This is a genomic window from Pseudomonas xantholysinigenes (assembly GCF_014268885.2).
Taxonomy (GTDB): domain Bacteria; phylum Pseudomonadota; class Gammaproteobacteria; order Pseudomonadales; family Pseudomonadaceae; genus Aquipseudomonas; species Aquipseudomonas xantholysinigenes.
Map to the genome: position 1 here is coordinate 901,791 of NZ_CP077095.1, position 21,735 is coordinate 923,525.

The 21,735-nt window shown below is 64.3% G+C and carries 18 protein-coding genes and 2 pseudogenes; 13 read left to right on the forward strand and 7 right to left on the reverse strand.

The window, feature by feature from the left end:
- The first annotated feature begins 1 nt into the window (after window position 1).
- The 3 genes from HU772_RS04190 (at window position 2) to HU772_RS04200 (ending at window position 4,046) form a co-directional block, all read left to right on the forward strand.
- Entirely contained in the window at window positions 2-541 is a 540-nt protein-coding gene (locus HU772_RS04190; RefSeq protein WP_225923105.1) for an RNA polymerase sigma factor, read from the forward strand.
- Window positions 538-1,509 carry a FecR family protein gene (locus tag HU772_RS04195; protein ID WP_186660179.1) on the forward strand — a complete coding sequence of 324 codons (972 nt, stop codon included), beginning with the start codon at window positions 538-540 and terminating at the stop codon, window positions 1,507-1,509. Before HU772_RS04190 ends, HU772_RS04195 begins: the two co-directional genes overlap by 4 nt.
- 134 nt (window positions 1,510-1,643) lie before the next feature.
- Entirely contained in the window at window positions 1,644-4,046 is a 2,403-nt protein-coding gene (locus HU772_RS04200; protein ID WP_186660181.1) for a TonB-dependent siderophore receptor, read from the forward strand.
- Window positions 4,047-4,157: 111 nt separating this feature from the next.
- Here HU772_RS04200 and HU772_RS04205 read toward each other — a convergent pair whose 3' ends face one another.
- Window positions 4,158-5,033: a helix-turn-helix domain-containing protein gene (locus tag HU772_RS04205; RefSeq protein WP_186660182.1), complete on the reverse strand. Its 876-nt coding sequence runs from the start codon at window positions 5,031-5,033 to the stop codon at window positions 4,158-4,160.
- 227 nt (window positions 5,034-5,260) lie between these two features.
- On the opposite strand from HU772_RS04205, the gene HU772_RS04210 reads away from it, so the two are divergent.
- A complete protein-coding gene (locus tag HU772_RS04210) occupies window positions 5,261-6,157 on the forward strand; it encodes a DMT family transporter (RefSeq protein ID WP_186660185.1) in 897 nt (298 codons plus the stop codon).
- A gap of 141 nt (window positions 6,158-6,298) precedes the next feature.
- Here the strand turns inward: HU772_RS04210 and HU772_RS04215 are convergent, their stop codons facing one another.
- The gene (locus HU772_RS04215) at window positions 6,299-7,816 is read right to left on the reverse strand and encodes a hypothetical protein (RefSeq protein ID WP_186660187.1); all 1,518 of its coding nucleotides are present in this window, start codon (window positions 7,814-7,816) and stop codon (window positions 6,299-6,301) included.
- Window positions 7,817-7,982: 166 nt separating this feature from the next.
- Window positions 7,983-8,414, reverse strand: a pseudogene (locus HU772_RS04220) (NAD(P)-dependent oxidoreductase); the annotation flags it as partial.
- Here HU772_RS04220 and HU772_RS04225 point away from each other — a divergent pair.
- From HU772_RS04225 to HU772_RS04240, 4 genes and pseudogenes are all read left to right on the forward strand, one after another.
- Window positions 8,413-8,586: pseudogene (locus HU772_RS04225) on the forward strand (EamA family transporter); the annotation flags it as partial. The pseudogenes HU772_RS04220 and HU772_RS04225 overlap by 2 nt on opposite strands.
- An 83-nt stretch (window positions 8,587-8,669) precedes the next feature.
- The gene (locus HU772_RS04230) at window positions 8,670-10,190 is read left to right on the forward strand and encodes a glucosyltransferase domain-containing protein (protein ID WP_217858753.1); all 1,521 of its coding nucleotides are present in this window, start codon (window positions 8,670-8,672) and stop codon (window positions 10,188-10,190) included.
- Window positions 10,187-10,555 carry a GtrA family protein gene (locus tag HU772_RS04235; RefSeq protein WP_186660191.1) on the forward strand — a complete coding sequence of 123 codons (369 nt, stop codon included), beginning with the start codon at window positions 10,187-10,189 and terminating at the stop codon, window positions 10,553-10,555. The genes HU772_RS04230 and HU772_RS04235 overlap by 4 nt, the downstream gene beginning before the upstream one ends.
- On the forward strand, window positions 10,552-11,481 hold the full coding sequence (locus HU772_RS04240; RefSeq protein ID WP_186660193.1) for a glycosyltransferase family 2 protein: 930 nt from the start codon (window positions 10,552-10,554) through the stop codon (window positions 11,479-11,481). The genes HU772_RS04235 and HU772_RS04240 overlap by 4 nt, the downstream gene beginning before the upstream one ends.
- 123 nt (window positions 11,482-11,604) lie before the next feature.
- Here HU772_RS04240 and HU772_RS04245 read toward each other — a convergent pair whose 3' ends face one another.
- Entirely contained in the window at window positions 11,605-12,579 is a 975-nt protein-coding gene (locus HU772_RS04245; protein WP_186660195.1) for a 2-hydroxyacid dehydrogenase, read from the reverse strand.
- A gap of 115 nt (window positions 12,580-12,694) precedes the next feature.
- The gene (locus tag HU772_RS04250) at window positions 12,695-13,642 is read right to left on the reverse strand and encodes a LysR family transcriptional regulator (protein WP_186660197.1); all 948 of its coding nucleotides are present in this window, start codon (window positions 13,640-13,642) and stop codon (window positions 12,695-12,697) included.
- 180 nt (window positions 13,643-13,822) lie between these two features.
- Between HU772_RS04250 and HU772_RS04255 the strand changes: the two genes are divergently transcribed.
- The 4 genes from HU772_RS04255 to HU772_RS04270 are packed head-to-tail and all read left to right on the forward strand — an operon-like array spanning window position 13,823 to window position 18,584.
- Entirely contained in the window at window positions 13,823-15,349 is a 1,527-nt protein-coding gene (locus HU772_RS04255; protein ID WP_186660199.1) for an efflux transporter outer membrane subunit, read from the forward strand.
- Window positions 15,346-17,523: an FUSC family protein gene (locus tag HU772_RS04260; protein ID WP_186660201.1), complete on the forward strand. Its 2,178-nt coding sequence runs from the start codon at window positions 15,346-15,348 to the stop codon at window positions 17,521-17,523. Before HU772_RS04255 ends, HU772_RS04260 begins: the two co-directional genes overlap by 4 nt.
- Window positions 17,513-17,713 (forward strand): DUF1656 domain-containing protein, encoded by a 201-nt coding sequence (locus tag HU772_RS04265; protein ID WP_186660203.1) that lies wholly within the window; start codon window positions 17,513-17,515, stop codon window positions 17,711-17,713. Before HU772_RS04260 ends, HU772_RS04265 begins: the two co-directional genes overlap by 11 nt.
- 10 nt (window positions 17,714-17,723) lie before the next feature.
- On the forward strand, window positions 17,724-18,584 hold the full coding sequence (locus HU772_RS04270; RefSeq protein WP_186660205.1) for an efflux RND transporter periplasmic adaptor subunit: 861 nt from the start codon (window positions 17,724-17,726) through the stop codon (window positions 18,582-18,584).
- A 437-nt stretch (window positions 18,585-19,021) separates the two neighbouring features.
- Here the strand turns inward: HU772_RS04270 and HU772_RS04275 are convergent, their stop codons facing one another.
- Both HU772_RS04275 and HU772_RS04280 read right to left on the reverse strand, forming a co-directional pair.
- A complete protein-coding gene (locus HU772_RS04275) occupies window positions 19,022-19,798 on the reverse strand; it encodes an enoyl-CoA hydratase (RefSeq protein WP_186660207.1) in 777 nt (258 codons plus the stop codon).
- A 15-nt stretch (window positions 19,799-19,813) separates the two neighbouring features.
- Window positions 19,814-20,278, reverse strand: a complete 465-nt coding sequence (locus tag HU772_RS04280; protein ID WP_186660209.1) for a universal stress protein — start codon at window positions 20,276-20,278, stop codon at window positions 19,814-19,816.
- Between the two features lie 170 nt (window positions 20,279-20,448).
- Between HU772_RS04280 and HU772_RS04285 the strand changes: the two genes are divergently transcribed.
- Window positions 20,449-21,354 carry a LysR family transcriptional regulator gene (locus tag HU772_RS04285; RefSeq protein WP_186660210.1) on the forward strand — a complete coding sequence of 302 codons (906 nt, stop codon included), beginning with the start codon at window positions 20,449-20,451 and terminating at the stop codon, window positions 21,352-21,354.
- Window positions 21,355-21,735: the final 381 nt, after the last annotated feature.

Consider the following 21,735-nt stretch of genomic DNA (forward strand, 5'->3'; position numbering starts at 1 on the left):
CTTGAACGACGGCGGCCGGGCACGTTTCGTCCAGGTGTTCCTCGCCCAGCGCGCGCGCATGGAGGCGCTGGTCAGCCGGCGCATTGGCTGTCGCGCTACCGCCGCGGACCTGGTCCAGGACTTGTTCCTGCGCTTCTGGCGCCGCCCCGAGGTGCAGGTCGAGGCGCTCGACACCTACCTGCTGCGCAGCGCCAGCAACCTGGCCATCGACTACCTGCGCAGCGAGGGCAGCCGCGACCGCGCCGCCGAAGGGCTGCATGCGGACGATGAGGCCCGGGGCAGCCAGGCGCCGGAACAGGCCCTGGCCGCCGAACACGACCTGCAACGCATCGAGGCAGCGCTGCGCGCGTTGCCCGAGCGCACCCGGCAGATCTTCCTGCTCAACCGCATCCACGGTTGCACCTACGGCGAGATCGCCCGGGCCATGCAGCTGTCCCAGAGCGCGGTGGAAAAGCATATGATGCGCGCCCTCGAAGCGTGCAAGGCGAGTGTCGCCGAGCCCGCGTCCCTACTGCGCCGGCCAGGGAGTGCCCGTCGATGAATGCTGAGCCGCCGATCACCGCCGAACAGTCCCGTGCCGCGCTCAGTTGGTTGGGGCGTATCAACCAACAGCCGCAACAGGCCCAGGACGCGGCCTTCAAGCGCTGGTTGCTGGCCGACCCGGCCCATCGCCGGGCCTATGCCCAGGCCCAGGCGCTGTGGGACCTGAGCGAGGCGCCGGCGGCGCGCCTGGCGCAGGAGGAGGCGGGTGACCTGGGTCGCTACCTCGAGGCCATGCGCCAGCCACCGCGTCGGCGTCCGTGGCGCGGCCTGGCCGTGGCCGCGTGCTTGCTGCTGGCGTTGGGCTGTGTGGCCGGTTGGCAGCCGCAGTTCTGGTTGCAGGACCTGCGCGCCGACTACAGCAGCGGCGCCGAGGTCCGCCAGGTGACGTTGGCCGACCACTCGCGGCTGACCCTGGACGCCGGCAGTGCCGTGGCACTGGACTTCCAGCACGGCGAGCGACGGGTGCGCCTGCTGCGTGGCGCCGCGTTCTTCGAGGTGAGCCACACCGGCGCGCCTTTCCTGGTCGATGCCCAGGGTGGCGAGGTGCGGGTGCTGGGCACCCAGTTCGAGGTGCGCGAGCAGGGGCAGGGCGCCCGGGTCACGGTGCGCAGTGGACGGGTGGCGGTGACGCCGGCCAAGGGGCAACAGCCCCGCGAACTGATCGCCAACCAGCAGCTGGACTACGCCGATGGGCTGGCCGGCGCGGTCGAGGCGGTGGACAGCGACAGCCGCCTGGCTTGGCGCGAGGGCTGGCTGAACTACTACCAGGTGCCGTTGGGGCAGGTGGTCGAGGACCTTGGCCGTTACTATCCCGGGCGCATCCTGTTGCTCGACGGCGAGCTGGCGCAGCGCAAGGTCAGCGGCAGCTTCCCGGCGGCCGAGCCGTTGGCTGCACTGGATTCGCTGGGCCAGGTGCTGGGCTTTTCGCGGCAGACGGTGCTCGGGCGGTTGACCGTATTGCGTTAACCGATAGCGCCGGCGAACGCGCAGCGGCACAAAAAATATTGATCAGTGGGGTGAGGTACTTCATCTCGGTATCCGTGTAGTGATTGAAAGTGCGATTCATTCGCAAAAAACAATCCCTGCACAGGTCCGCGTCCATGAAGTTCACCCCGCGTTGCGCTCCGCTCTGGTTCGGTCTCAGCGTCTTGCCCGCCCTGGTTTGCGCCCCCCAGGCACTGGCCGCGCAGCAGAGCCAGGTTTACAGTTTCGCCCAGCCTGGCCTGCCGCTGGCCCAGGCGCTCAACGCCTTCAGCCGCGTCACCGGGCAGAGCGTGGTCTACACCCTCAGCCTGCCAGACCGACAAGCCCCGGCCCTGAACGGCACCTATGCCGCCGAGCAGGCGCTGCAGCAACTGCTGGCTGGCGCCGGCCTGACCTGGCGCCGCCTGGATGCGCGAACCCTGACCCTGGAGCCGCTGGACACCGGCGGCGCGCTCGACCTGCAGGCGATCAACATCGACGCGCAGATGGACAGCTACAGCTACCAGCCACCGGCCAGCGCCGCGATCATGCGCGGGCAGGGGCCGAGCCAGGACATTCCCCAGGCCATCAACCTGGTCCCGGCCCAGGTGCTGCGCGACCAGGCCCCGCGCAACCTCGACGACGCGCTGTACAACGTCAGCGGCATCACCCAGGGCAACAACTTTGGTGGCACCGCCGACACGGTGATGAAACGTGGTTTTGGCGACAACCGCGACGGCTCGATCATGCGTGATGGCATGCCGGTGGTGCAGGGGCGCGCGCTCAATGCCAGCACCGAACGGGTCGAAGTGCTCAAGGGCCCGGCCTCGTTGCTGTACGGCATCCAGGATCCGGGCGGGGTGATCAACGTGGTCAGCAAGCGCCCGCAGCTGCAGGCCTACAATGCCCTGACCCTGCGTGGCTCGAGCTATGGCAGCGGCAAGAACGGCAGCGGCGCCGGCCTGGACAGCACCGGCGCGCTGGGTGACAGCAACCTGGCCTACCGGCTGATCGTCGACCATGAGGACGAGGACTACTGGCGCAACTACGGTGTGCACCGTGAGTCGCTGGTGGCGCCGTCGCTGGCCTGGTACGGCGAGGATACCCAGGTGGTGCTGGCCTACGAACACCGCGAGTTTCTCTACCCGTTCGACCGCGGCACGGCCTTTGGCAGCGACGGTCATCCGCTGCCGATCCCGGCCAGCCGCCGGCTGGACGAACCGTTCAACGACATGGAAGGGCGCTCCGACCTGTATCGGCTGGAGGTCGACCACAGGTTGAGCGAGGACTGGAAGCTGCACGTGGGCTACAGCTTCAACCGCGAGACCTACGATGCCAGCCAGGTGCGGGTGACCGGTGTCAACGAGCAGAAGGGCACCCTGTCGCGCAGTATCGATGGCACCCGGGGCGCCCTGAGCCGCGACCAGTTCGCCAGCGTGAGCCTCAATGGCAGCGTCGAGCTGGCAGGCATGCGCCACGACCTGGTATTCGGTGCCGACCACGAAGACCGCAAGGTCTATCGCGCCGACCTGATCCGCCAGAACAGCCGCTCGACCTTCAGTTACCTGAACCCGGTCTATGGTCGCGAAGTGCAAGGCACCTCGGTGCGCGCCACCGACAGCGACCAGACCGACAAGCTGCGTACCGACGCGTTGTTCATGCAGGATGCCTGGCACCTGGACGAGCACTGGATCCTGGTTGCCGGCGGGCGCTTCCAGCAATACGACCAGTACGCCGGGCGTGGGCGACCGTTCAACGTCAACACCGACACCAGCGACCAGACCTGGGTGCCCCATGCCGGGGTGGTGTACAAGGTCGATGAGCAGCTGTCGTTGTATGGCAGCTACAGCGAGTCGTTCAAACCCAACTCGACCATCGCGCCACTGAGCATCGGCGGCGATCGCACCCTGACCCTGGACTCCGGGATCGCCCCGGAGCAAGGCAAGGCCTGGGAGGTGGGCGCCAAGCTCGACATGCCGGGCGCCCTGACTGGCACCTTGGCCCTGTTCGACATCACCAAGCGCAATGTGCTGGTGGCCGACGGCGACAGCCTGCCGGGCACCATCCTCTACAGCAACGCGGGCGAGGTGCGCTCGCGCGGTGTCGAACTGGACCTGAGCGGTCAGCTCAGCGAGCGCTGGAGCCTGATCGGCGCCTACGCCTTCACTGACGCCGAGGTGACCAAGGACCCGCAACTCAAGGGCAATCGCCTGCAGAACGTGGCCCGGCACAGTGGCTCGCTGTCGGCGGTGTATGACTATGGCAGCCTGTTGGGCGGCGACCGCCTGCGTCTGGGGGCTGGCGCGCGCTACGCGGGTGAGCGTGCGGGGAACGCGACCAATGACTTCGACCTGCCGGCCTACACCGTGGCCGATGCCTTCGCCAGCTACGAAACGAAGCTGGACGAGCACAAGGTGCGCCTGCAATTGAACGTGAAGAACCTGTTCGACAAGGTGTACTACAGCTCGGCGGTGAACCGGTACTTCGTCGCGGTGGGGGATGCGCGGCAGGTGAGCCTGTCGAGTACCTTGGAGTTCTAAGGACTGGGACCGCTTTGCGGTCCTTTCGCGGCACAAGGCCGCTACAGGAGACCGCAATCAACTGTAGGAGCGGCCTTGTGCCGCGAAAGGGCCGCAAAGCGGCCCCCAAATTCAACAGGAAAACGCTGCCCGGTACGCCCCCGGCGTCGCCCCCAGCGCCTGCCTGAAGCGGTTGCTGAAATGGCTGGCGCTGGCAAACCCGCACGACAACGCCACTTCACCCAGTGGCAACGCGCCCATGCGCAGCAGTTGGCAGGCGCGGTGCAGCCGTCGAGCCAGCAGGTACTGGTGCGGTGGCAGGCCGAAACTCGCCCGGAACATCCGCGCAAAGTGGTACGCGGACAGGTTGCAGCGCAGCGCCAGCTCTTCCAGCGTCAGCGGCTGCTCGAGGTTGGCCTCGATGAAGTCCAGCAGTTGCCGACGCTGGTGCGGCGCCAGCCCGCCCTTGAGTTTCAGCCCTTGGCGCAGGCCGACCTGGTTGAGCACGGCGTGATCAATGATGGCGTGGGCCAGGCTGCTGGCCAGCAGACGTTCGGCGGGCTCGGCCCAGTCCAGGCCAATTAGCTGGCGAAAGCGCCGGGCCTGTTGCGGGTCGTCGAGGAAGGTCGCCTCGCGCAGTTGCAGCTCCCGGGGCTCGCGGTCCAGCAGGCGGGTGCAGCCGAGGGCGAACTGTTCCTCGCTGATATACAGGTGGGCGAGGCGGATCGAGCCGTTGATCACCCAGTTCGATTCGTGGCCGGCGGGCATCACGCACAGCTTGTCCGGCGCGCCGCGGTCGCTCGGGCGCTGGCGGCGGAAGGTGCCGGTGCCGTCGGCGATATAGCACGACAAGGTGTGGTGGCTGGGGGCCTGGTAGTCGCGGGCATCGTCGCGGTTGCTCCACAACGCCGCGGCCAGCCCATCGCCTAGCTGCGCGCTCAGCTCCAGCCGGGTGTGGGGCGAGGCGTTAAGGGCATTGAAGACCTGCAGGTGGTCGAGTGGGGGCATGGGCGATTCCTCTGCGGGCCATCGTACTGCGATAGCGCTGGGTTGGCAGCTACGGCTGGAGGAAAAGCGCAAGTTTATGCAAGCGGTTGCACAGGGTGTGGATGGAGACTGAACGCACAATCGTGTGGCCCTGCATCGCGGGCAAGCCCGCTCCCACAGGGATTGCACAAAGCTGTGGGAGCGGGCTTGCCCGCGAAGGGGCCGGTCCTGGCCTTCGAGGTATCAGCATGAACCTGTCGCTCTATCTGCTCACCGTCCTGATCTGGGGCACCACCTGGATCGCCCTGAAGTGGCAATTGGGCACGGTCGCCATCCCGGTGTCGATCGTCTACCGCTTCGCCCTGGCCGGGCTGATCCTGTTCGCCTTCCTGCTGCTCACCCGCCGCCTGCAACCGATGAACCGGCGTGGCCACCTGGTGTGCCTGGCCCAAGGCCTGTGCCTGTTCTGCGTCAACTTCATGTGTTTTCTCACCGCCAGCCAATGGGTGGCCAGCGGCCTGATCGCCGTGGTGTTCTCCACCGCGACGCTGTGGAACGCCATCAATGCGCGGATTTTCTTCGGCCAGAAGATCGCCGCCAATGTCCTCGGTGGTGGCGCCCTGGGCTTGCTCGGGCTGGGCTTGCTGTTCTGGCCGGAACTGTCGCACCACGCCGCCAGCCGCGAGACCCTGTACGGCCTGGGGCTGGGCCTGCTTGGCACCCTGTGCTTCTCGGCGGGCAACATGCTTTCCAGTGTGCAGCAAAAGGCCGGGCTCAGGCCGCTGACCACCAATGCCTGGGGCATGCTCTATGGCGCCTCGATGCTGGCGCTGTACTGCGTGCTCAGCGGCATCCCTTTCACCATGGAATGGAATGCCCGCTACGTCGGCGCGCTGCTGTACCTGGTGATCCCGGGCTCGGTGATCGCCTTCACCGCCTACCTGACCCTGGTCGGGCGCATGGGGCCTGAGCGGGCGGCGTACTGCACGGTGCTGTTCCCGCTGGTCGCGTTGAATGTGTCGGCGCTGGCCGAGGGCTACCAGTGGACGGCGCCGGCGTTGCTGGGGCTGGTGGCGGTGATGGCGGGGAATGTGCTGGTGTTTCGCAAGCCGACGCGCAAGACGGGGATGGCGCTGGTCAGGTGAGCACAGGCAAGCGTCTGTACGTGTTGCGCTGAACGGCAGTCGCCACTCGGTGCGGTGTTATGCCGAGCCTTGTGGTGACTGCTGTTCAGCTGTACTGGGTCATGTATTCCAGGTCAACCGCGTGTCAAGAAGACACCGTGTTCAAGAGTTTTTATCCAAAATTTTCTGATTCTGTTTTTCAGCAGTAAGGAGGTCATAAGCTTCCGCAGCACTCAGTAGTGGGACAGGGAGGACATAGAAACCCTCCAAGACGTAGAGATCGGACTGTCCTTCGACCATTCGGGCATTGTCGGTAATCCTGCCCTTCGCTTGGAATTCGAGGGTGAGCTTGGCCACGGAAAACGATGAGCCTCCCTTAGCCGGAGGGAAAAATACGCCCTCTTCGTTGATGCTGCCGCCCCCATGAATGATTTTCCATGTGAGTATGTCATCGGGATAAAGTTCGAATTCAGGCACCAGCTTCAACGCGTTGTCGGTTATGTCTATACTAAAGCTCAGCGCGCTGCTGGTTGTAGTGAGGAATGCTGTTTCATAGGTTGAGCTGTTGTACCGTGCGGTTGCTGTTTCATAGATGAAGAATTCATCGCGCGAGGGCGATGGCGAAGAGTAGCTATTGTTTTCAATTTTACCTTTTGCTCCGGCCTCAAGCTCCCAGGCACCCGTGCCTTCAGGGAACAGACCAAGGTCAACTTGAGCACCAGGTGGGAGCACGAAAAGAGGATAGTAGGGCAGACCTGAGGGTTCATGCTTCCCAGGCTGACTCTTTCCTCCGATTGGTTCGAACACGCCAACCCGCACCGCCGGGCCTTGTACGACTTTCTGTTGCGTGTTGAACTTCTGCCCAGGCATGAGCAACTGCGGGATGGCAGTGCATAGTTTTTCAGGAGAAGGGACATCTTTGTTGATGATCACAGAGGCGCCCAGCGGTGTAGTGTAGGGCCCAGGAAAGTTCAGCCCCGCGCCTTCTCCCACCAGCAGGAGGTTATTTACTGATGGAGGGGGAAGCAGAGTAGGGGATACAAATGCGAGAATCTGATCTGGATTTACGGCGTCTGCATAGGCCTGGAAGGTAACGTCCTTTGGAAGGGCGTCCGATGGCAGTCTGGGCAGTGAGTCATTATGGATCTCGAAGTTCCTGAAAATGCTTTGGTACAGGTGTCCGTCAGAAACATTTCCTCCTGATTCTACGGAGAATTTAATGTCGTGGTCTTTCCAATTCAGACTAAGATCTCCATTGGATTTGGCGGAGAACTCGGCATTTTTTTCAATATCGATGACCAGTTTCTTAGGTGAGCTTAGTGCGCCAATTTTTTTAATTGTGAACGGAGGCTTGTTTCCAGAAAGGTGGAGAACATCCTCCCTGGAAATCGCTCTATTAAGCTGGTTGTTGTCGGTCTGAAAGAAAATTGACGGCTTCCCGGTTTCGCTGACTAAGTACATTGCAGGTTTTTCGTTTACGATGATCGGTAACCGAAAACGGTTTGCTACTCCCTCGTCGAGCAACTCTAGCTCTTTATACTTCCAGAAGGACTCAAGCTTACCATTCTCAAAAGCCGCCAGCGCGTCAGTATGCTTGATATACCCTTCGTCACTCTCTGCAAATGAGACCAGCTGATTGAAGCTGATCCCGCTTTGGTTGTCGTTCTTATCGTTGCTCATTGCCTTGCCCTCGATAGATGGAGATATCGTTTTATCGTGGCTGGCCGATCGCCGAAACTGGTGAAAATGATAGGTCTCGGCGTTTGTCTGGGGGGCAACGAGTGAAAGGTAGGCTATTGATAATAGTCAGTAAAAGGTATCGCTCGCAGCCGGCGATGCCTGTCCCTTACTTCTGCCACACCTGCGGATTCACCAGATCCCGCGGCCGCTCATCCAGCAACGCCGCCCGCAGGTTGTCCAGCGCCCGGGTGGCCATGGCCTCGCGGGTCTCGGCGGTGGCCGAGCCGATGTGCGGCAGGGTCAAGGCGTTGGGCAGTTTGAACAATGGCGAATCGGCGAATGGCTCCTTTTCGTACACATCCAGCTCGGCGCCGCGAATCGTGCCGTTTTGCAGCGCCTCGACCAGCGCCGCCTCGTCCACCACCGGCCCGCGGGCGATGTTGATCAGGAATGCGCTGGGCTTCATCAGCTTCAGCTCGCGGGCACCGATCAGCTTGCGGGTGGCGTCGGACAGCGGCACCACGATGCCGACGAAATCGGCTTCGGCCAGCAGTTGGTCCAGGCTGCGGTACAGCGCGCCCAGCTCCTGCTCCAGCGCGGCCTATTGCACGGTGCTGTTCCCGCTGGTGGCGTTGAATGTGTCGGCGCTGGCCGAGGGCTACCAGTGGACGGCGCCGGCGTTGCTGGGGCTGGTGGCGGTGATGGCGGGGAACGTGCTGGTGTTTCGCAAGCCGTCGCAACGTGGCCAGGGCGCCCTGGCCAGAAGCTAGTCAGGTACAGCTGGTATTCCTGACAGGTGCGGCCAGCCAGCGGGTGGCTAGACTAGCCCAGGGGTGACTGACTGGGGAGCGCAATGGCCGTTTTGGCAATTATGGACCATCGACTGTCTCGCAGGGATGCGTGGCTGTTGTGCTGTATGGCTATCGGGTTGCATATCTTGCCTCTGGTGCTGGCAGACCTGGCCTACATCGACGATGTCTGGCGTTCACAATTGGCGGGGCAGTTGCAGGATCCGGGGGATTCCTGGACGGGCCAGGGCAGGGTGTTGGTGGATGTGCTGTACAGCGGGCTGGGTTTCGACAAGGCGACGCCGAACATTTATCCACTGCCACTGCTGCTGGCCATGGTGGTGGCTGCCAAGGCATTGTCGGACCTGGCGTTTCACTACTTCGAGGCGCCCACGGGCACAGCGCTGTTGGTGGTCTTGCCCCTGTGGTACAACCCCTTCTTCTTGCAGAACCTGTCCTACCAGTACGACGGTGCCGCCATGGCATTGGCCCTTGCCGCGAGTGTCATGGCCATCACGCAAGGGGCACGGCACCGGTGGGGCACAGGCCTGGCGATGGTGCTGGTTGCGGCGGCGGCCAGCCTTTATCAGATAAGTGTCAATGTCTTCGCAGGGTTGTGCTGCATCGAAGTCATTCGTCAGGTCGCCGCGCATGCGCCTTTGCGGCAGGTGGTGCGGCAGTTGGCGCGGCGCCTGGTTCAGTTGCTGGGGGGCGGCCTGCTTTACCTGCTCACGGGATATCGACTGATTGATGTTCCACGCACGGCGTTGCTTCCACTGGACCACGCATGGCCGGAAACCCTGGCGCGGCGCCTGCTGTTGGCCTTCGAGCATGTGGGCCTGTTGGTCACGACCGGTACAGCCTGGCTGTTCCTCATCCTCGCTGGCCTGGCTGGCGCGACGCTGGTGCTGCGCTCCTGGCAGGTGCTGCGCAGTGCGCGCCCGGTGATATCGAGGGTGGCGTTGTTGGCGTTGCTTTGGTGCTCCTTGGTGGCGCTCATGCTCCTGGTGCCGGGCATCTCGCTGCTGTTCGACTATTACAACCAAGGCGCGCGATTGCTCATGGGGGTGGGCCCCGCCATGGTGCTGGTGCTGTTGCTGGCACATGAGCGGCTTGCTGGCCTGCATGGGCGACTGGCCTGGTTCACGGTCATCCCCTTGGTGTTCATGCTGTCGTTTTCCTATGCCTATGGGCGGCTGCTGGTGGCGCAAAAGGAAATGGAGCGGGTCATGACCTCCAGTATCGCGCAAGCCATCCAGGCCAACCCTGCGGTGTATGACGCCAAGCGCTTCTACATCCTCGGCCATGACAGCCGTCAAGTGTGGTTGCCCGCCGGCAGCGGCTCGTTCCAGGCCATGCCAGCCTTGCGGTATGTGTTCGCCATCGCTTACCAGGTGCTGCCCGAAATGATGCCGAGAGTGGGCATGACGACGTTCGGCAGCCACCCGCCCCTGCAAAAGGCGCAAGTGCTGGCGTCCAGCCCTCAGCCCCAAGTGGATGGAAAGTTCTTTGCCATTCATCGGGTCGGCGACGTCGGCTATGTGTTGATGAAGCCGATTATCGACGCAGAGGCTTTTCACAAATGAGCCTGGTGCGCTTCAACCGTTATGCCCTGATTGGCGTCGGCAACACGCTGATCCATTGGCTGACCTTTCTGCTGCTCCACCTGCTGATGGGGTTGTCGCAGGGGGCGAGCAACCTGCTGGCGTTTCTGTTGGCGGCGAGCCTGTCCTATTTCATGAATGCCCGCTACACCTTTGCCGTCAGGGCTCGCACGAGGCGCTACCTGGTGTTCCTGATCGGCATGGGTAGCCTGAGCCTGGCCCTGGGTGCGTTTTCTGATGCTGTCCGTCTGTCTCCGTGGTTGACCTTGGTGACCTTTTCGATGGTCAGTCTTGTTGTCGGTTATACCTTTTCACACACCGTGGTGTTCAAGAGGAGGGACCCATGAACATTACCTTGGTGGTGCCGCTGTACAACGAGCAGGAAACCCTGGAGCGTTTCTACCGAACGGTACGTGGCGAACCCTCGTTGCAGGGCAAGACCGTGGAAATCGTTTTCGTCAACGACGGCAGCACCGACGACACCGAGGCCATCTGCGCCGAGCTGGCGGCCAGGGACGAGTGGGTCACGGCAATCACCTTCTCGCGCAATTTCGGCAAGGAGTCGGCGTTGTTCGCCGGGCTGGAGCACGCCGAAGGCGACGCGGTGGTGCCGATCGATGTCGACCTGCAAGATCCCATCGAAGTCGTCGCGCAGATGATCGAGCGCTGGCAGGGCGGCGCCGACGTGGTGCTGGCCAAGCGCCGTAGCCGGCTTGCCGATACGCGGTTCAAACGCTGGACGGCGCGGCTGTACTATCGCCTGCATAACGCTATTGCCGCAGTGCCGATCGAAGAAAACGTCGGCGATTTTCGCCTGCTCGACCGTAAGGTGGTGGCCGCGATCCGGCAGATGCCGGAGCAGCAGTTGTTCATGAAGGGAGTGCTGTCGTGGGTGGGGTTTCGCACCGAAATCATCGAGTACGACCGCCAGGAGCGGGCGGCGGGCAACAGCAAGTTCAGCTTCTGGCGCCTGTGGAACCTGGCGTTGGACGGCATCACCTCGTTCAGCACGGTGCCGTTGCGGCTGTGGACCTATATCGGTGGCGGTGTGTCGTTGTTCGCGCTGTTGTACGCGGCGTTCCTGGTGCTGGACAAACTGCTGTTCGGCAACGACCTGCCGGGGTATCCGTCACTGATGACGGCGATCCTGTTTCTCGGTGGGGTGCAGTTGATCGGGATTGGCATCCTGGGCGAGTACATCGGGCGGATCTACCAGGAAACCAAGCACCGGCCGCGCTATGTGGTGCGCAAGGTTTTGGGTAGGCGGCGGTAATCGCAGTGATGCCATTCGCGGGTAAACCCGCTCCCACAGGTGTGGCGCATGCCCTGAGGTCGGCGCGGTCCCTGTGGGAGCGGGTTTACCCGCGAAAGGGCCAGTGTAGGCAGCGAAAAGCGTTCAGCCTTTCCACACCTGAGGATTCACCAGGTCCCGCGGCCGCTCACCCAGCAACGCCGCGCGCAGGTTGTCCAGCGCCCTGTTGGCCATGGCTTCGCGGGTCTCGGCGGTGGCCGAGCCGATGTGCGGCAGGGTCAGGGCGTTGGGCAGCTTGAACAGTGGCGAATCGCTTAGCGGCTCCTTCTCATACACATCCAGCCCGGCGCCGCGAATCGTGCCGTTTTGCAGCGCCTCGACCAGCGCCGCCTCGTCCACCACCGGCCCGCGGGCGATGTTGATCAGGAATGCGCTGGGCTTCATCAGCTTCAGCTCGCGGGCACCGATCAGCTTGCGGGTGGCGTCGGACAGCGGCACCACAATGCAGACGAAATCGGCTTCGGCCAGTAGTTGGTCCAGGCTGCGGTATTGCGCGCCCAGCTCCTGCTCCAGCGCGGCCTTGCGGCTGTTGCCGGCATACAGCACGTGCATGTTGAAGCCGAAGCGACCACGCCGGGCGATGGCCGCGCCGATGTTGCCCAGGCCGACGATGCCCAGCGTCTTGCCATGCACATCGCTGCCGAACTGCGCCGGGCCCACGGTAGCCTGCCACTGGCCGGCCTTGGTCCAGGCGTCCAGCTCGGCGGTGCGCCGGGCGCAGCCCATGACCAGGGCGAAGCCCAGGTCGGCGGTGCTTTCGGTGAGCACGTCGGGGGTGTTGGTCAGGGCGATGCCGCGTTCGTTGAAGTAGTCCAGATCGTAGTTGTCGTACCCCACCGAGACGCTGGACACCACCTCGAGCTTGCCCGCGCCTTCGAGCTGCGCGCGGCCGAGTTTGCGGCCGACGCCGATCAGGCCGTGGGCCTCGGGCAGGGCTTCGTTGAACTGGGCGGCGATATCGCCCAGTTTCGGGTTAGGCACGATCAGGTTGAAGTCTTGCTGCAGGCGTTCGGCCATGGCCGGGGTGATGCGGCTGAAGGCCAGGACGGTCTTTTTCATCGGGCTGCTCCTGGAAAAAGCTACAAGCTACAAGCTGCAAGCCATAAGCAAAAGCAAGATGTGTGTAATTACACTTTGTCTTGCAGCTTGCAGCTTGCAGCTTGCAGCTGCCCTTTCAATTGGCGACCAGCAACTCGTGGGTCTTCAGGTCGGCCTCGTGGGCGGCGAGGATCTCCGGCAGCGAATTGCGCAGGTACTCGACCCAGGTCTTGATCTTGGCATCCAGGTACTGGCGCGACGGGTAGATCGCGTACAGGTTCAGCTCCTGCAGGCGGTATTGCGGCAGGATCCGCACCAGGCTGCCGTCGCGCAGGCCGTCGATGGCCGTGTAGATCGGCAACACGCCCACGCCCATGCCGCTGCGGATCGCGGTTTTCATCGCGTCAGCCGAGTTCACTTGGAATGGCGAGGTGGTGATGTTGACCATTTCTTGCCCCTCGGGGCCGTCGAACAGCCACTTTTCCAGCGGGATCACCGGGCTGACCATGCGCAGGCAGGCGTGCTTGAGCAGGTCGGCGGGCTTGTGGGCGAAGCCGTGACGGGCCACGTAGTCCGGCGAGGCGCAGACGATGCTGTAGGTGATGCCCAGGCGCTGGGAGACGAAGCCTGAGTCTGGCAGCTCGCTGGCCAGCACGATGGACACGTCGTAACCCTCGTCGAGCAGGTCGGGCACACGGTTGGCCATGGTCAGGTCAAAGGTGACGTCCGGGTGCGACTCGCGGTAGCGGGCGATGGCGTCGACCACGAAATGCTGGCCGACCCCGGTCATCGAGTGCACCTTCAACTGCCCGGCGGGGCGGGCGTGGGCATCGCTGGCCTCGGCCTCGGCCTCTTCGACGAAGGTGAGGATCTGTTCACAGCGCATCAGGTAACGCTTGCCGGCCTCGGTCAGCGCGATGCGCCGCGTGGTGCGGTTGAGCAGGCGGGTTTGCAGATGGGCTTCCAGGTTGGAGACCGCCCGCGACACGTTCGCGGTGGTCGTATCCAGTTGCGCCGCGGCAGCGGTGAAGCTGCCGAGCTGGGCCACGCAACTGAAAGCACGCATGTTTTGCAGGGTGTCCATGGGTCACTCTCGGTTTAGAGGACAAAATTGTGACATGAAGCAAGGTGATGTCGCTTCCGACTAAAGCCGGATTATCGCTGTTTTGGTAACAAAGATTCGCAGGATTATGCGCTTATCGCCAATGAAACCCGCCCCTAGAATTGTTCGGCCCCTCCACCTCTTCCTCGGGAAATCGCAGCTGTGCCGCGTCGCCACATCAGAGCGCTCCATGCGTTCAGTGCCTGTGCCCTTTGTCTCACCTTGAGCGGCTGTATCGGAACCTGGGGCATCGCCCCGCAAAGCAAGACCCTTCAAGCCAACCAACTGACCACCGACGACGCGATCCGCGAGGCCGCGCGCGACGCCCACTGGCCGGCCCAGCAATGGTGGCGCGGCTATGGCGACCCGCAGCTCGACGCCTGGATCGACCAGGCCCTGGCCGGCAGTCCGAGCCTGGCCATGGCTGCCGCGCGGGTGCGTGAAGCCAAGGCCCTGGCCGGAGTGGTCGAGTCGGCGGAAAAGCTCCAGGCCAACGGCAATGCCACGCTCAAGCGCCACAACTGGCCAGAGGATCAGTTCTACGGCCCCGGCGCGCTGTCTGGCGCCAACACCTGGGACAACAATGCCTCCATCGGTTTCAGCTACGCCCTGGACCTGTGGGGCCGCGAGCGCAATGCCAGCGAGCAGGCCGTGGACCAGGCGCACATGAGCGTCGCCGAGGCGCGCCAGGCCCAATTGGAGCTTGAGAACAACGTGGTGCGTGCGTACATCCAGCTCAGCCTGCATTACGCCCAACGCGACATCGTCCAGGCCGAACTGGCCCAGCAGGAGCAGATCGTCGCCCTGGCCAAGCGTCGTCTCGACGGCGGCATCGGTACCCATTTCGAGGTCAGCCAGGCCGAGGCGCCCTTGCCTGAGACCCACCGGCAGATCGACAGCCTCAACGAAGACATCGCCCTGACCCGCAACCAGCTCGCGGCGCTGGCCGGCAAGGGCCCGGGGGAGGGCGCAAAGCTGCAGCGCCCGAGCCTGGCCCTTGCTGCGCCGCTGAAGCTGCCATCGAACCTGCCCGCCGAACTGGTCGGCCAGCGTCCCGATGTGGTCGCCAGCCGTTGGCAGGTCGCGGCCCAGGCCCGGGGCATCGACGTGGCCCACGCCGGCTTCTTCCCCAATGTCGACCTGGTCGGCAGCCTCGGCTTCATGGCCACCGGCGGCGGCCCGCTGGAATTCCTCACCGGGCGCAAGTTCAACTACAACGTTGGCCCGGCCATCAGCCTGCCGATCTTCGATGGCGGTCGCCTGCGTTCGCAGCTGGGCGTGGCCGCGGCGGGCTATGACGTGGCCGTGGCGCGCTACAACCAGACAGTGATCGGCGCGCTGAAGAACATTTCCGACCAGCTGATTCGCCGTGAATCGATGAAAGAGCAGTCGCACTTCGCCGCCGAGAGCGTCGCCGCCGCGCAGAAAACCTACGACATCGCCATGATTGCCTTCCAGCGCGGCCTGACCGACTACCTCAACGTACTCAACGCGCAGACCTTGCTGTTCCGCCAGCAACAGGTGCAGCAGCAGGTCCAGGCCGCGCGCCTGGTGGCTCATGCCGAGCTGGTCACTGCCCTGGGCGGGGGCCTTGAGGCGGGCAAGGACGTGCCTGACGAGCAGCGCCAGCGCGCACCGAAAACCCCGGCCACCCTGGCCATCTTCGACACCCCGGACCACGCCGAATGAGCACATCGAGCTTGCCCCTGCGCTGGCTGCAGAGCCTGGAATGGCGCCGGGGCTTCTTTGCCTGGGCGCGCACCGACGGGGTCACCTGGGTCTATATCTTCAAGGTCCTGGCCGCCGCCTTCATCACCCTGTGGCTGGCCATGCGCCTGGAGCTGCCGCAACCGCGCACGGCGATGATCACCGTGTTCATCGTCATGCAGCCGCAGAGCGGCCATGTGTTCGCCAAGAGTTTCTACCGGGTGCTCGGCACCCTGGCCGGCTCGGCGATGATGGTCGCCTTGATCGCGATCTTCCCGCAGAACACCGAGCTGTTCCTGCCCAGCCTGGCCCTGTGGGTCGGCCTGTGCTCGGCCGGCGCCATGCGCTACCGCACCTTCCGCGCCTATGGCTTCGTGCTGGCCGGCTACACCGCGGCGATGATCGGCCTGCCGGTGTTGCAGCACCCGGACCAGGCGTTCATGGCGGCGGTGTGGCGGGTGCTGGAGATTGCCCTGGGGATCCTGGTATCGACCTTCGTCAGCGCCGCGATCCTGCCGCAGTCAGCCAGCGCCGCCATGCGCAATGCCCTGTACCAGCGCTTCGGCGTGTTTGCCGGGGTGGTGGTCGAGGCCTTGCGCGGCGACAGCCAGCGCGACCGCTACGAGACCAGCAACGTGCGTTTCGTCGCCGAGGCCGTGGGCCTGGAAAGCCTGCGCAACGTCACTGCCTTCGAAGACCCGCACATGCGCCGGCGTTCCGGCCGCCTGGTGCGCATGAACAGCGAGTTCATGGCCATCACCACCCGTTTCAACGCCCTGCACCGCTTGCTCGAGCGCCTGCGCGCACGGGGGCCGCTGCAGATCGTCGGGGCCATCGAGCCGGGGATCGAGACCCTTGCGCAACTGTTGCAGCCTTACGTCGGTCGCGCCCTGACCGATGCCGATGCCTTGCGCCTGGCGCTGGAGCTGGGGACCTACAAGGAGGGCCTGCAAGCGCAGGTACGTGGCTTGCGCGCCCAGTACCTGGAGACCAACCCCAGCGAGTCCGACCTGCTCGACTTCCACACGGCCTTCGAGCTGCTCTACCGCTTCGTCGACGAGATGTACAGCTACGCCGAAACCCACGCCTCGCTGGCCGTGCACAAGCATGAGCGCGAGCAGTGGGACGAGCCCTATGTGGCCCAGACCAGCTGGCTGGTGTCGCTGGCCGCCGGGGTGCGGGCCTCGGCGGTGCTGTTGCTGCTGGGCAGCTACTGGTTGCTCAGTGACTGGCCCAGCGGCGGCATGATGACCCTGATCGCCACGGTCACCGTGTGCCTGTCGGCGGCTTCGCCGAACCCCAAGCGCATGTCGTTCCAGATGGCCTGCGGCACGGCGATCGGCGCCTTCGTCGGCTTCTTCGAAACCTTCTTCGTGTTCCCCTGGATCGACGGTTTTGCGCTGCTGTGCATGGTCCTGGCGCCGGTGTTCGTGCTCGGCGCGTTCCTCGCCTCGCGCCCGGCCTATGCCGGTTACGGCCTGGGCCTGCTGGTGTTCTTCGCCATCGGCACGGTGCCCAACAACCTGACGGTCTACGACCCCTATACCTTCATCAATGACTACATCGGCATGGTCATCGGCATGTTCGTCTGCGCCGCCGCCGGGGCGATCATCCTGCCGCCCAATAGCCGCTGGCTGTGGAGCCGCCTGGAACAGGAGCTGCGCGAGCAGGTGTTGTTCGCCATCGGCGGACGCCTGCGCGGCCTGGGCTCGGCGTTCGAGAGCCGTACCCGCGACCTGCTGCACCAGGCCTATGGTCTGGCCGCCGGCAAGCCACAGGTACAGAGCGAGCTGATGGGCTGGATGTTCACCGTGCTGGAAATCGGCCACGCCATCATCGAGCTGCGCAAGGAGCAGGCACGGGCGCCAGTCCATCCGGCGTACGCCGAGTCGCAGCCCTGGCGCCAGGCCATCCGCGTGATGGGGCGCGCCCTGGCGCGGCTGTTCCTGCAACCCAGCGCCAGCAACCATGAACGCGCCCTGGTGGCGGTGGACCACGCCATCAGCCGTGTGCAGGCCACCGACGAACCCTTCGCCCGGCACTTCGACACCTCGGTGCTGCGCCGCGCGCAAAGCTACCTGCACTTCATCCGTTCCTCCCTGCTCGACCCACAGTCGCCGCTGGCACCGGCGAAAGGACTGCACGATGCCCCGTGAAATCGCCTTCCATGGCGTGTACATGCCCACCATGACCTTGATGTTCCTGTTCGCCCTGGGCCTGGCCTGGGGCCTGGACCGGTTCATCGCCAGCGTGGATGGCTATCGCTTCTTCTGGCACCCGGCGCTGCTGCGCCTTTGCCTGTTCGTCTGCCTGTTCGGCGCCCTGGCGCTTTCGCTCTACTGGTGAGAATCCTTCGATGAAAAAGTTCTTCAGCCTGATCGCCACCCTGCTGGTGCTGGCCGCTGCCGTGGCGATCGGCCGCCAGTTGTGGCTGCACTACATGACCACACCGTGGACCCGCGACGGCCGGGTGCGTGCCGACATCATCAACGTCGCCGCCGACGTGCCGGGCTATGTGGTCGATGTCCCGGTGCTGGACAACCAGCGGGTGAAGAAGGGCGATGTGCTGATGCGCATCGACCCCGAGCATTATCAGCTGGCGGTGGACCAGGCCAAGGCCCTGGTCGCCGCGCGCAAGGCCACCTGGGAGATGCGCAAGGTCAACGCCAAGCGCCGCGCCGACATGGACAACCTGGTGATCTCCAAGGAAAACCGCGACGATGCCAGCAACATCGCCAACGCCGCCCTGGCCGATTACCAGCATGCCCAGGCGCAGCTGGCTGCGGCCGAACTGAACCTCAAGCGCACGCAGATCATCGCCACCGTCGATGGCTACGTGACCAACCTGAACATCCACCGGGGCGACTACGCGCGCACCGGCGAGGCAGTGATGGCGGTGGTGGACGAGCATTCGTTCTGGGTCTACGGCTTCTTCGAGGAAACCAAGCTGCCGCATGTGAAGGTGGGCAACCAGGCCGAGCTGCAGATGATGAGCGGTGAGCGTCTCAAGGGGCATGTGGAAAGCATCGCCCGGGGCATCTACGACCGCGACAACCCACAGAGTCGCGAGTTGATCGCCGATGTGAACCCGACCTTCAACTGGGTGCGCCTGGCGCAGCGGGTGCCGGTACGCATCCACATCGACGAGGTGCCCGAGGGCTTCCTGCTGGCGGCGGGTACCACCTGCACCGTGGTGGTCACGCCGGAGGGCGATTGACGCGCTTTGGTGCCGGGTACCGCGGGCGTTTGCTTCGCGGGTGAACCCGCTCCCACAGGTACAGCGCCTAACATCAAAGTGGCGCGTATCCTGTGGGAGCAACTGTCTTGCTCAACTGCTAAAGCTAGCGCGAACCCTGTGGGAGCGGGCTTGTCCGCGAACACCGGCACAGCCGGTGCCAGGCACCGCTTCGCTTGCTTCGCGGGTAAACCCGCTCCCACAGGTATGGTGCATGCCCCGAGGTTGGCGCGGTCGCTGTGGGAGCGGCTTTAGCCGCGAACACCGGCGCAGCCGGTGCCAAACACCGCGTCGACTGCTTCGCGGGCAAGCCCGCTCCCACAGGTGTGGTGCATGCCCTGAGGTCGGCGCGATCCCAGTGGGAGCGGCTTCAGCCGCGAACACCGGCATAGCCGGTGCCTAGGGTTTGGCGCCGGGGCTCAGCGGTGCATGAACTGCGGAGCGCGTTTCTCGGCGAAGGCTGCCATGCCTTCCTTCTGGTCGTCGATGGCGAAGGTGGAGTGGAACAACCGGCGCTCGACCCGCACGCCTTCGCTCAGGCTGGTTTCGAACGCGTGGTTGACCGCTTCCTTGGCCATCATGGTCACCGGGCCCGAATAGCCGGCAATGCGCGAGGCGGCTTGCAGCGCTTCGTCGAGCAGCGTGGCGTCGCTGACCCGGCGGCTGACCAGGCCACAGCGTTCGGCTTCCTCGGCGTCCATGGTGCGCCCGGTCAGCACCAGGTCCATGGTCTTGGCCTTGCCGATCGAGCGCGCCAGGCGCTGGCTGCCACCGGCACCGGGGATGGTGCCGATCTTGATTTCCGGCTGGCCGAAGCGGGCGCTTTCGCCAGCGATGATCATGTCGCACATCAGCGCCAGTTCGCAGCCGCCGCCCAGGGCGTAGCCGGCCACCGCGGCAATGCTGGGCTTGCGGAAGCTGGCCAGGCGTTCCCAGTTCACCGTCACGAAGTCACTGGTGTAGACGTCCATGTAGCTGCGATCGCGCATGGCCTTGATGTCGGCGCCCGCGGCGAACACAGTGTCGCCGCCGGTCAGCACCAGGGCGCGCACGCTGCGGTCCTGTTCCAGGCGCTCGAGCACGCCGGCCAGCTCTTCCATCAGCTCGACGCAGAGGGCGTTGAGGGCTTCGGGGCGGCTCAGGCGCAGCAGCGCGACGGCGCCAAACTGTTCCAGTTGCAGGTAGTCGAGTTTCATCCGTGTCGTCTCGGTTCAGTGGCGTGGGGATTGAGGGTGGGCATCGATCAGCACCGGGCAGCTGGCTTCGTCGATGACCTTGCTGGCGATCGAAGGGTCGAGCATGCGCTTGAGGCGTGACAGGTGGCGATGGCCCATGACGATCAGGTCGATGTTACGTGCCTTGGCAGCCTTGATGATGGCGTCGGCCGGCTCGCCGAGCTCCTGGCTGCCGGTGGTCGAGAAACCTGCCTGCTCAAAGGCCTGGATGGCTTCTTGCATGATCTTGTCCGCCTGCAGTTGCTCCTGGGCGGCGGCCGGGTATTCGGTCTGGTCGAAGCGGCTCAGGCGCTGGTCGAATTCTTCCAGGGCATAGGCGCTGTCGACGGCCAGCAATACGTGCAGCAAGTACTGCTCGGGGTCGCAGAAGCGCTTGACGGTGTCGAGGATGCCAAGGCTGCGCGGGGTGCCATCGATGGCGATCAGTACCGAGCGGAACATGGTTGCAAGTCCATTGGTTATGCGAGAGGCAGCTATTTTTGGTAATGATTGCGGCGGGGTAAATGGTGTGCGGTGCAATCACAAGTTGCGTCGTATGCAAAGGCAGGAAAACCGGCAAAGACTGGTAATATTGCAGCGGATTCACCGAAATTCTTGAATGGATGCTTACCATGCACTTTCCGGATATGAACCTTCTGGTCGCACTGGACGCCCTGCTCGACGAGGGCAGCGTGGTCGGAGCGGCGCGCCGCATGAACCTCAGCCCGGCGGCCATGAGCCGCACCCTGACGCGGATTCGCCACGCCGTCGGCGACCCGATCCTGGTGCGCGCCGGCCGTGGGCTGGTGCCCACGCCCAAGGCCATGGCCTTGCGCAGCCAGGTGCGCAGCGTGGTCGAACAGGCCGGCCAGGTCTTCAGCTCCAGTGACGAGGTCGACTTGCCGACCCTGGAGCGTTCCTTCAACCTGCGGGCCAACGATGTGTTCATCGCACCCTTCGCCACGCCGTTGCTGGAAACCATGCGCAAGCAGGCGCCCCGTACCGTGTTGCGCTTCGTGCCTGAGGGCGAGGGTGGCGACGAGGACGAAAGCCTGCGCGATGGACGCCTGGACCTGTACATCAGCGCCACCCGCAACCTGGGGCCGGAGATCAAGGTGCAGAGCCTGTTCTCCACCACCTTCGTCGGCCTGGCCCGGGTCGATCACCCGATCTTCAATGACGAGATCACCCCGGAGCGCTTCGCCGCCTACGAGCAGATCAGCGTGTCGCGTCGTGGTCGCGCCACCGGGCCGATCGACCAGGCGCTGGCGGGCATGGGCTTGAGCCGGCGAGTGGCGTTGATCACGCCGAGTTTCCACTCGGCGATGTTCTCGCTGCCCGAGTCCGACCTGCTGCTGCCGTTGCCGCAGCATGTGCTGCTGAGTGTCGCGCGCCTCGGCTTGCCGTTGCGCTCGTTCCGCATTCCCATCGCGTTGGAGTCGGTGGCGATCATGCAGGCCTGGCACCCGCGCTATGACAACGACCCGGCGCACCGCTGGCTGCGCCAGACGCTCAAGGAGTGCTGCAGCAGGCATTGAGTGCAATGTGGGGTGGCAAACCGGGCGGCGCGGTGCATGGCACCGGCTGCGCCGGTGTTCGCGGGTAAACCCGCTCCCACAGGGATCGCGCAGGCCGCAAGCCATGCGCATTTTTCTGTAGGAACCAGCCTTGCTGGCGAACCGGGCGGCGCGGTGCATGGCACCGGCTGTGCCGGTGTTCGCGGGTAAACCCGCCCCCACAGGGATCGCGCAGGCTCCAAGCCATGCGCCTCCTGGCACCGGCTGCGCAGGGCGCTCTGCCGGGCCTGCCGTCGCACTTATGATTAAGTGACTTTATAGTTGCATAGCATGCAGCATAAAGCTGCGAATATGTCAGTTTTCGTCAGCATTGTGCCTCCCTAGACTTGCCGGGTATCTACT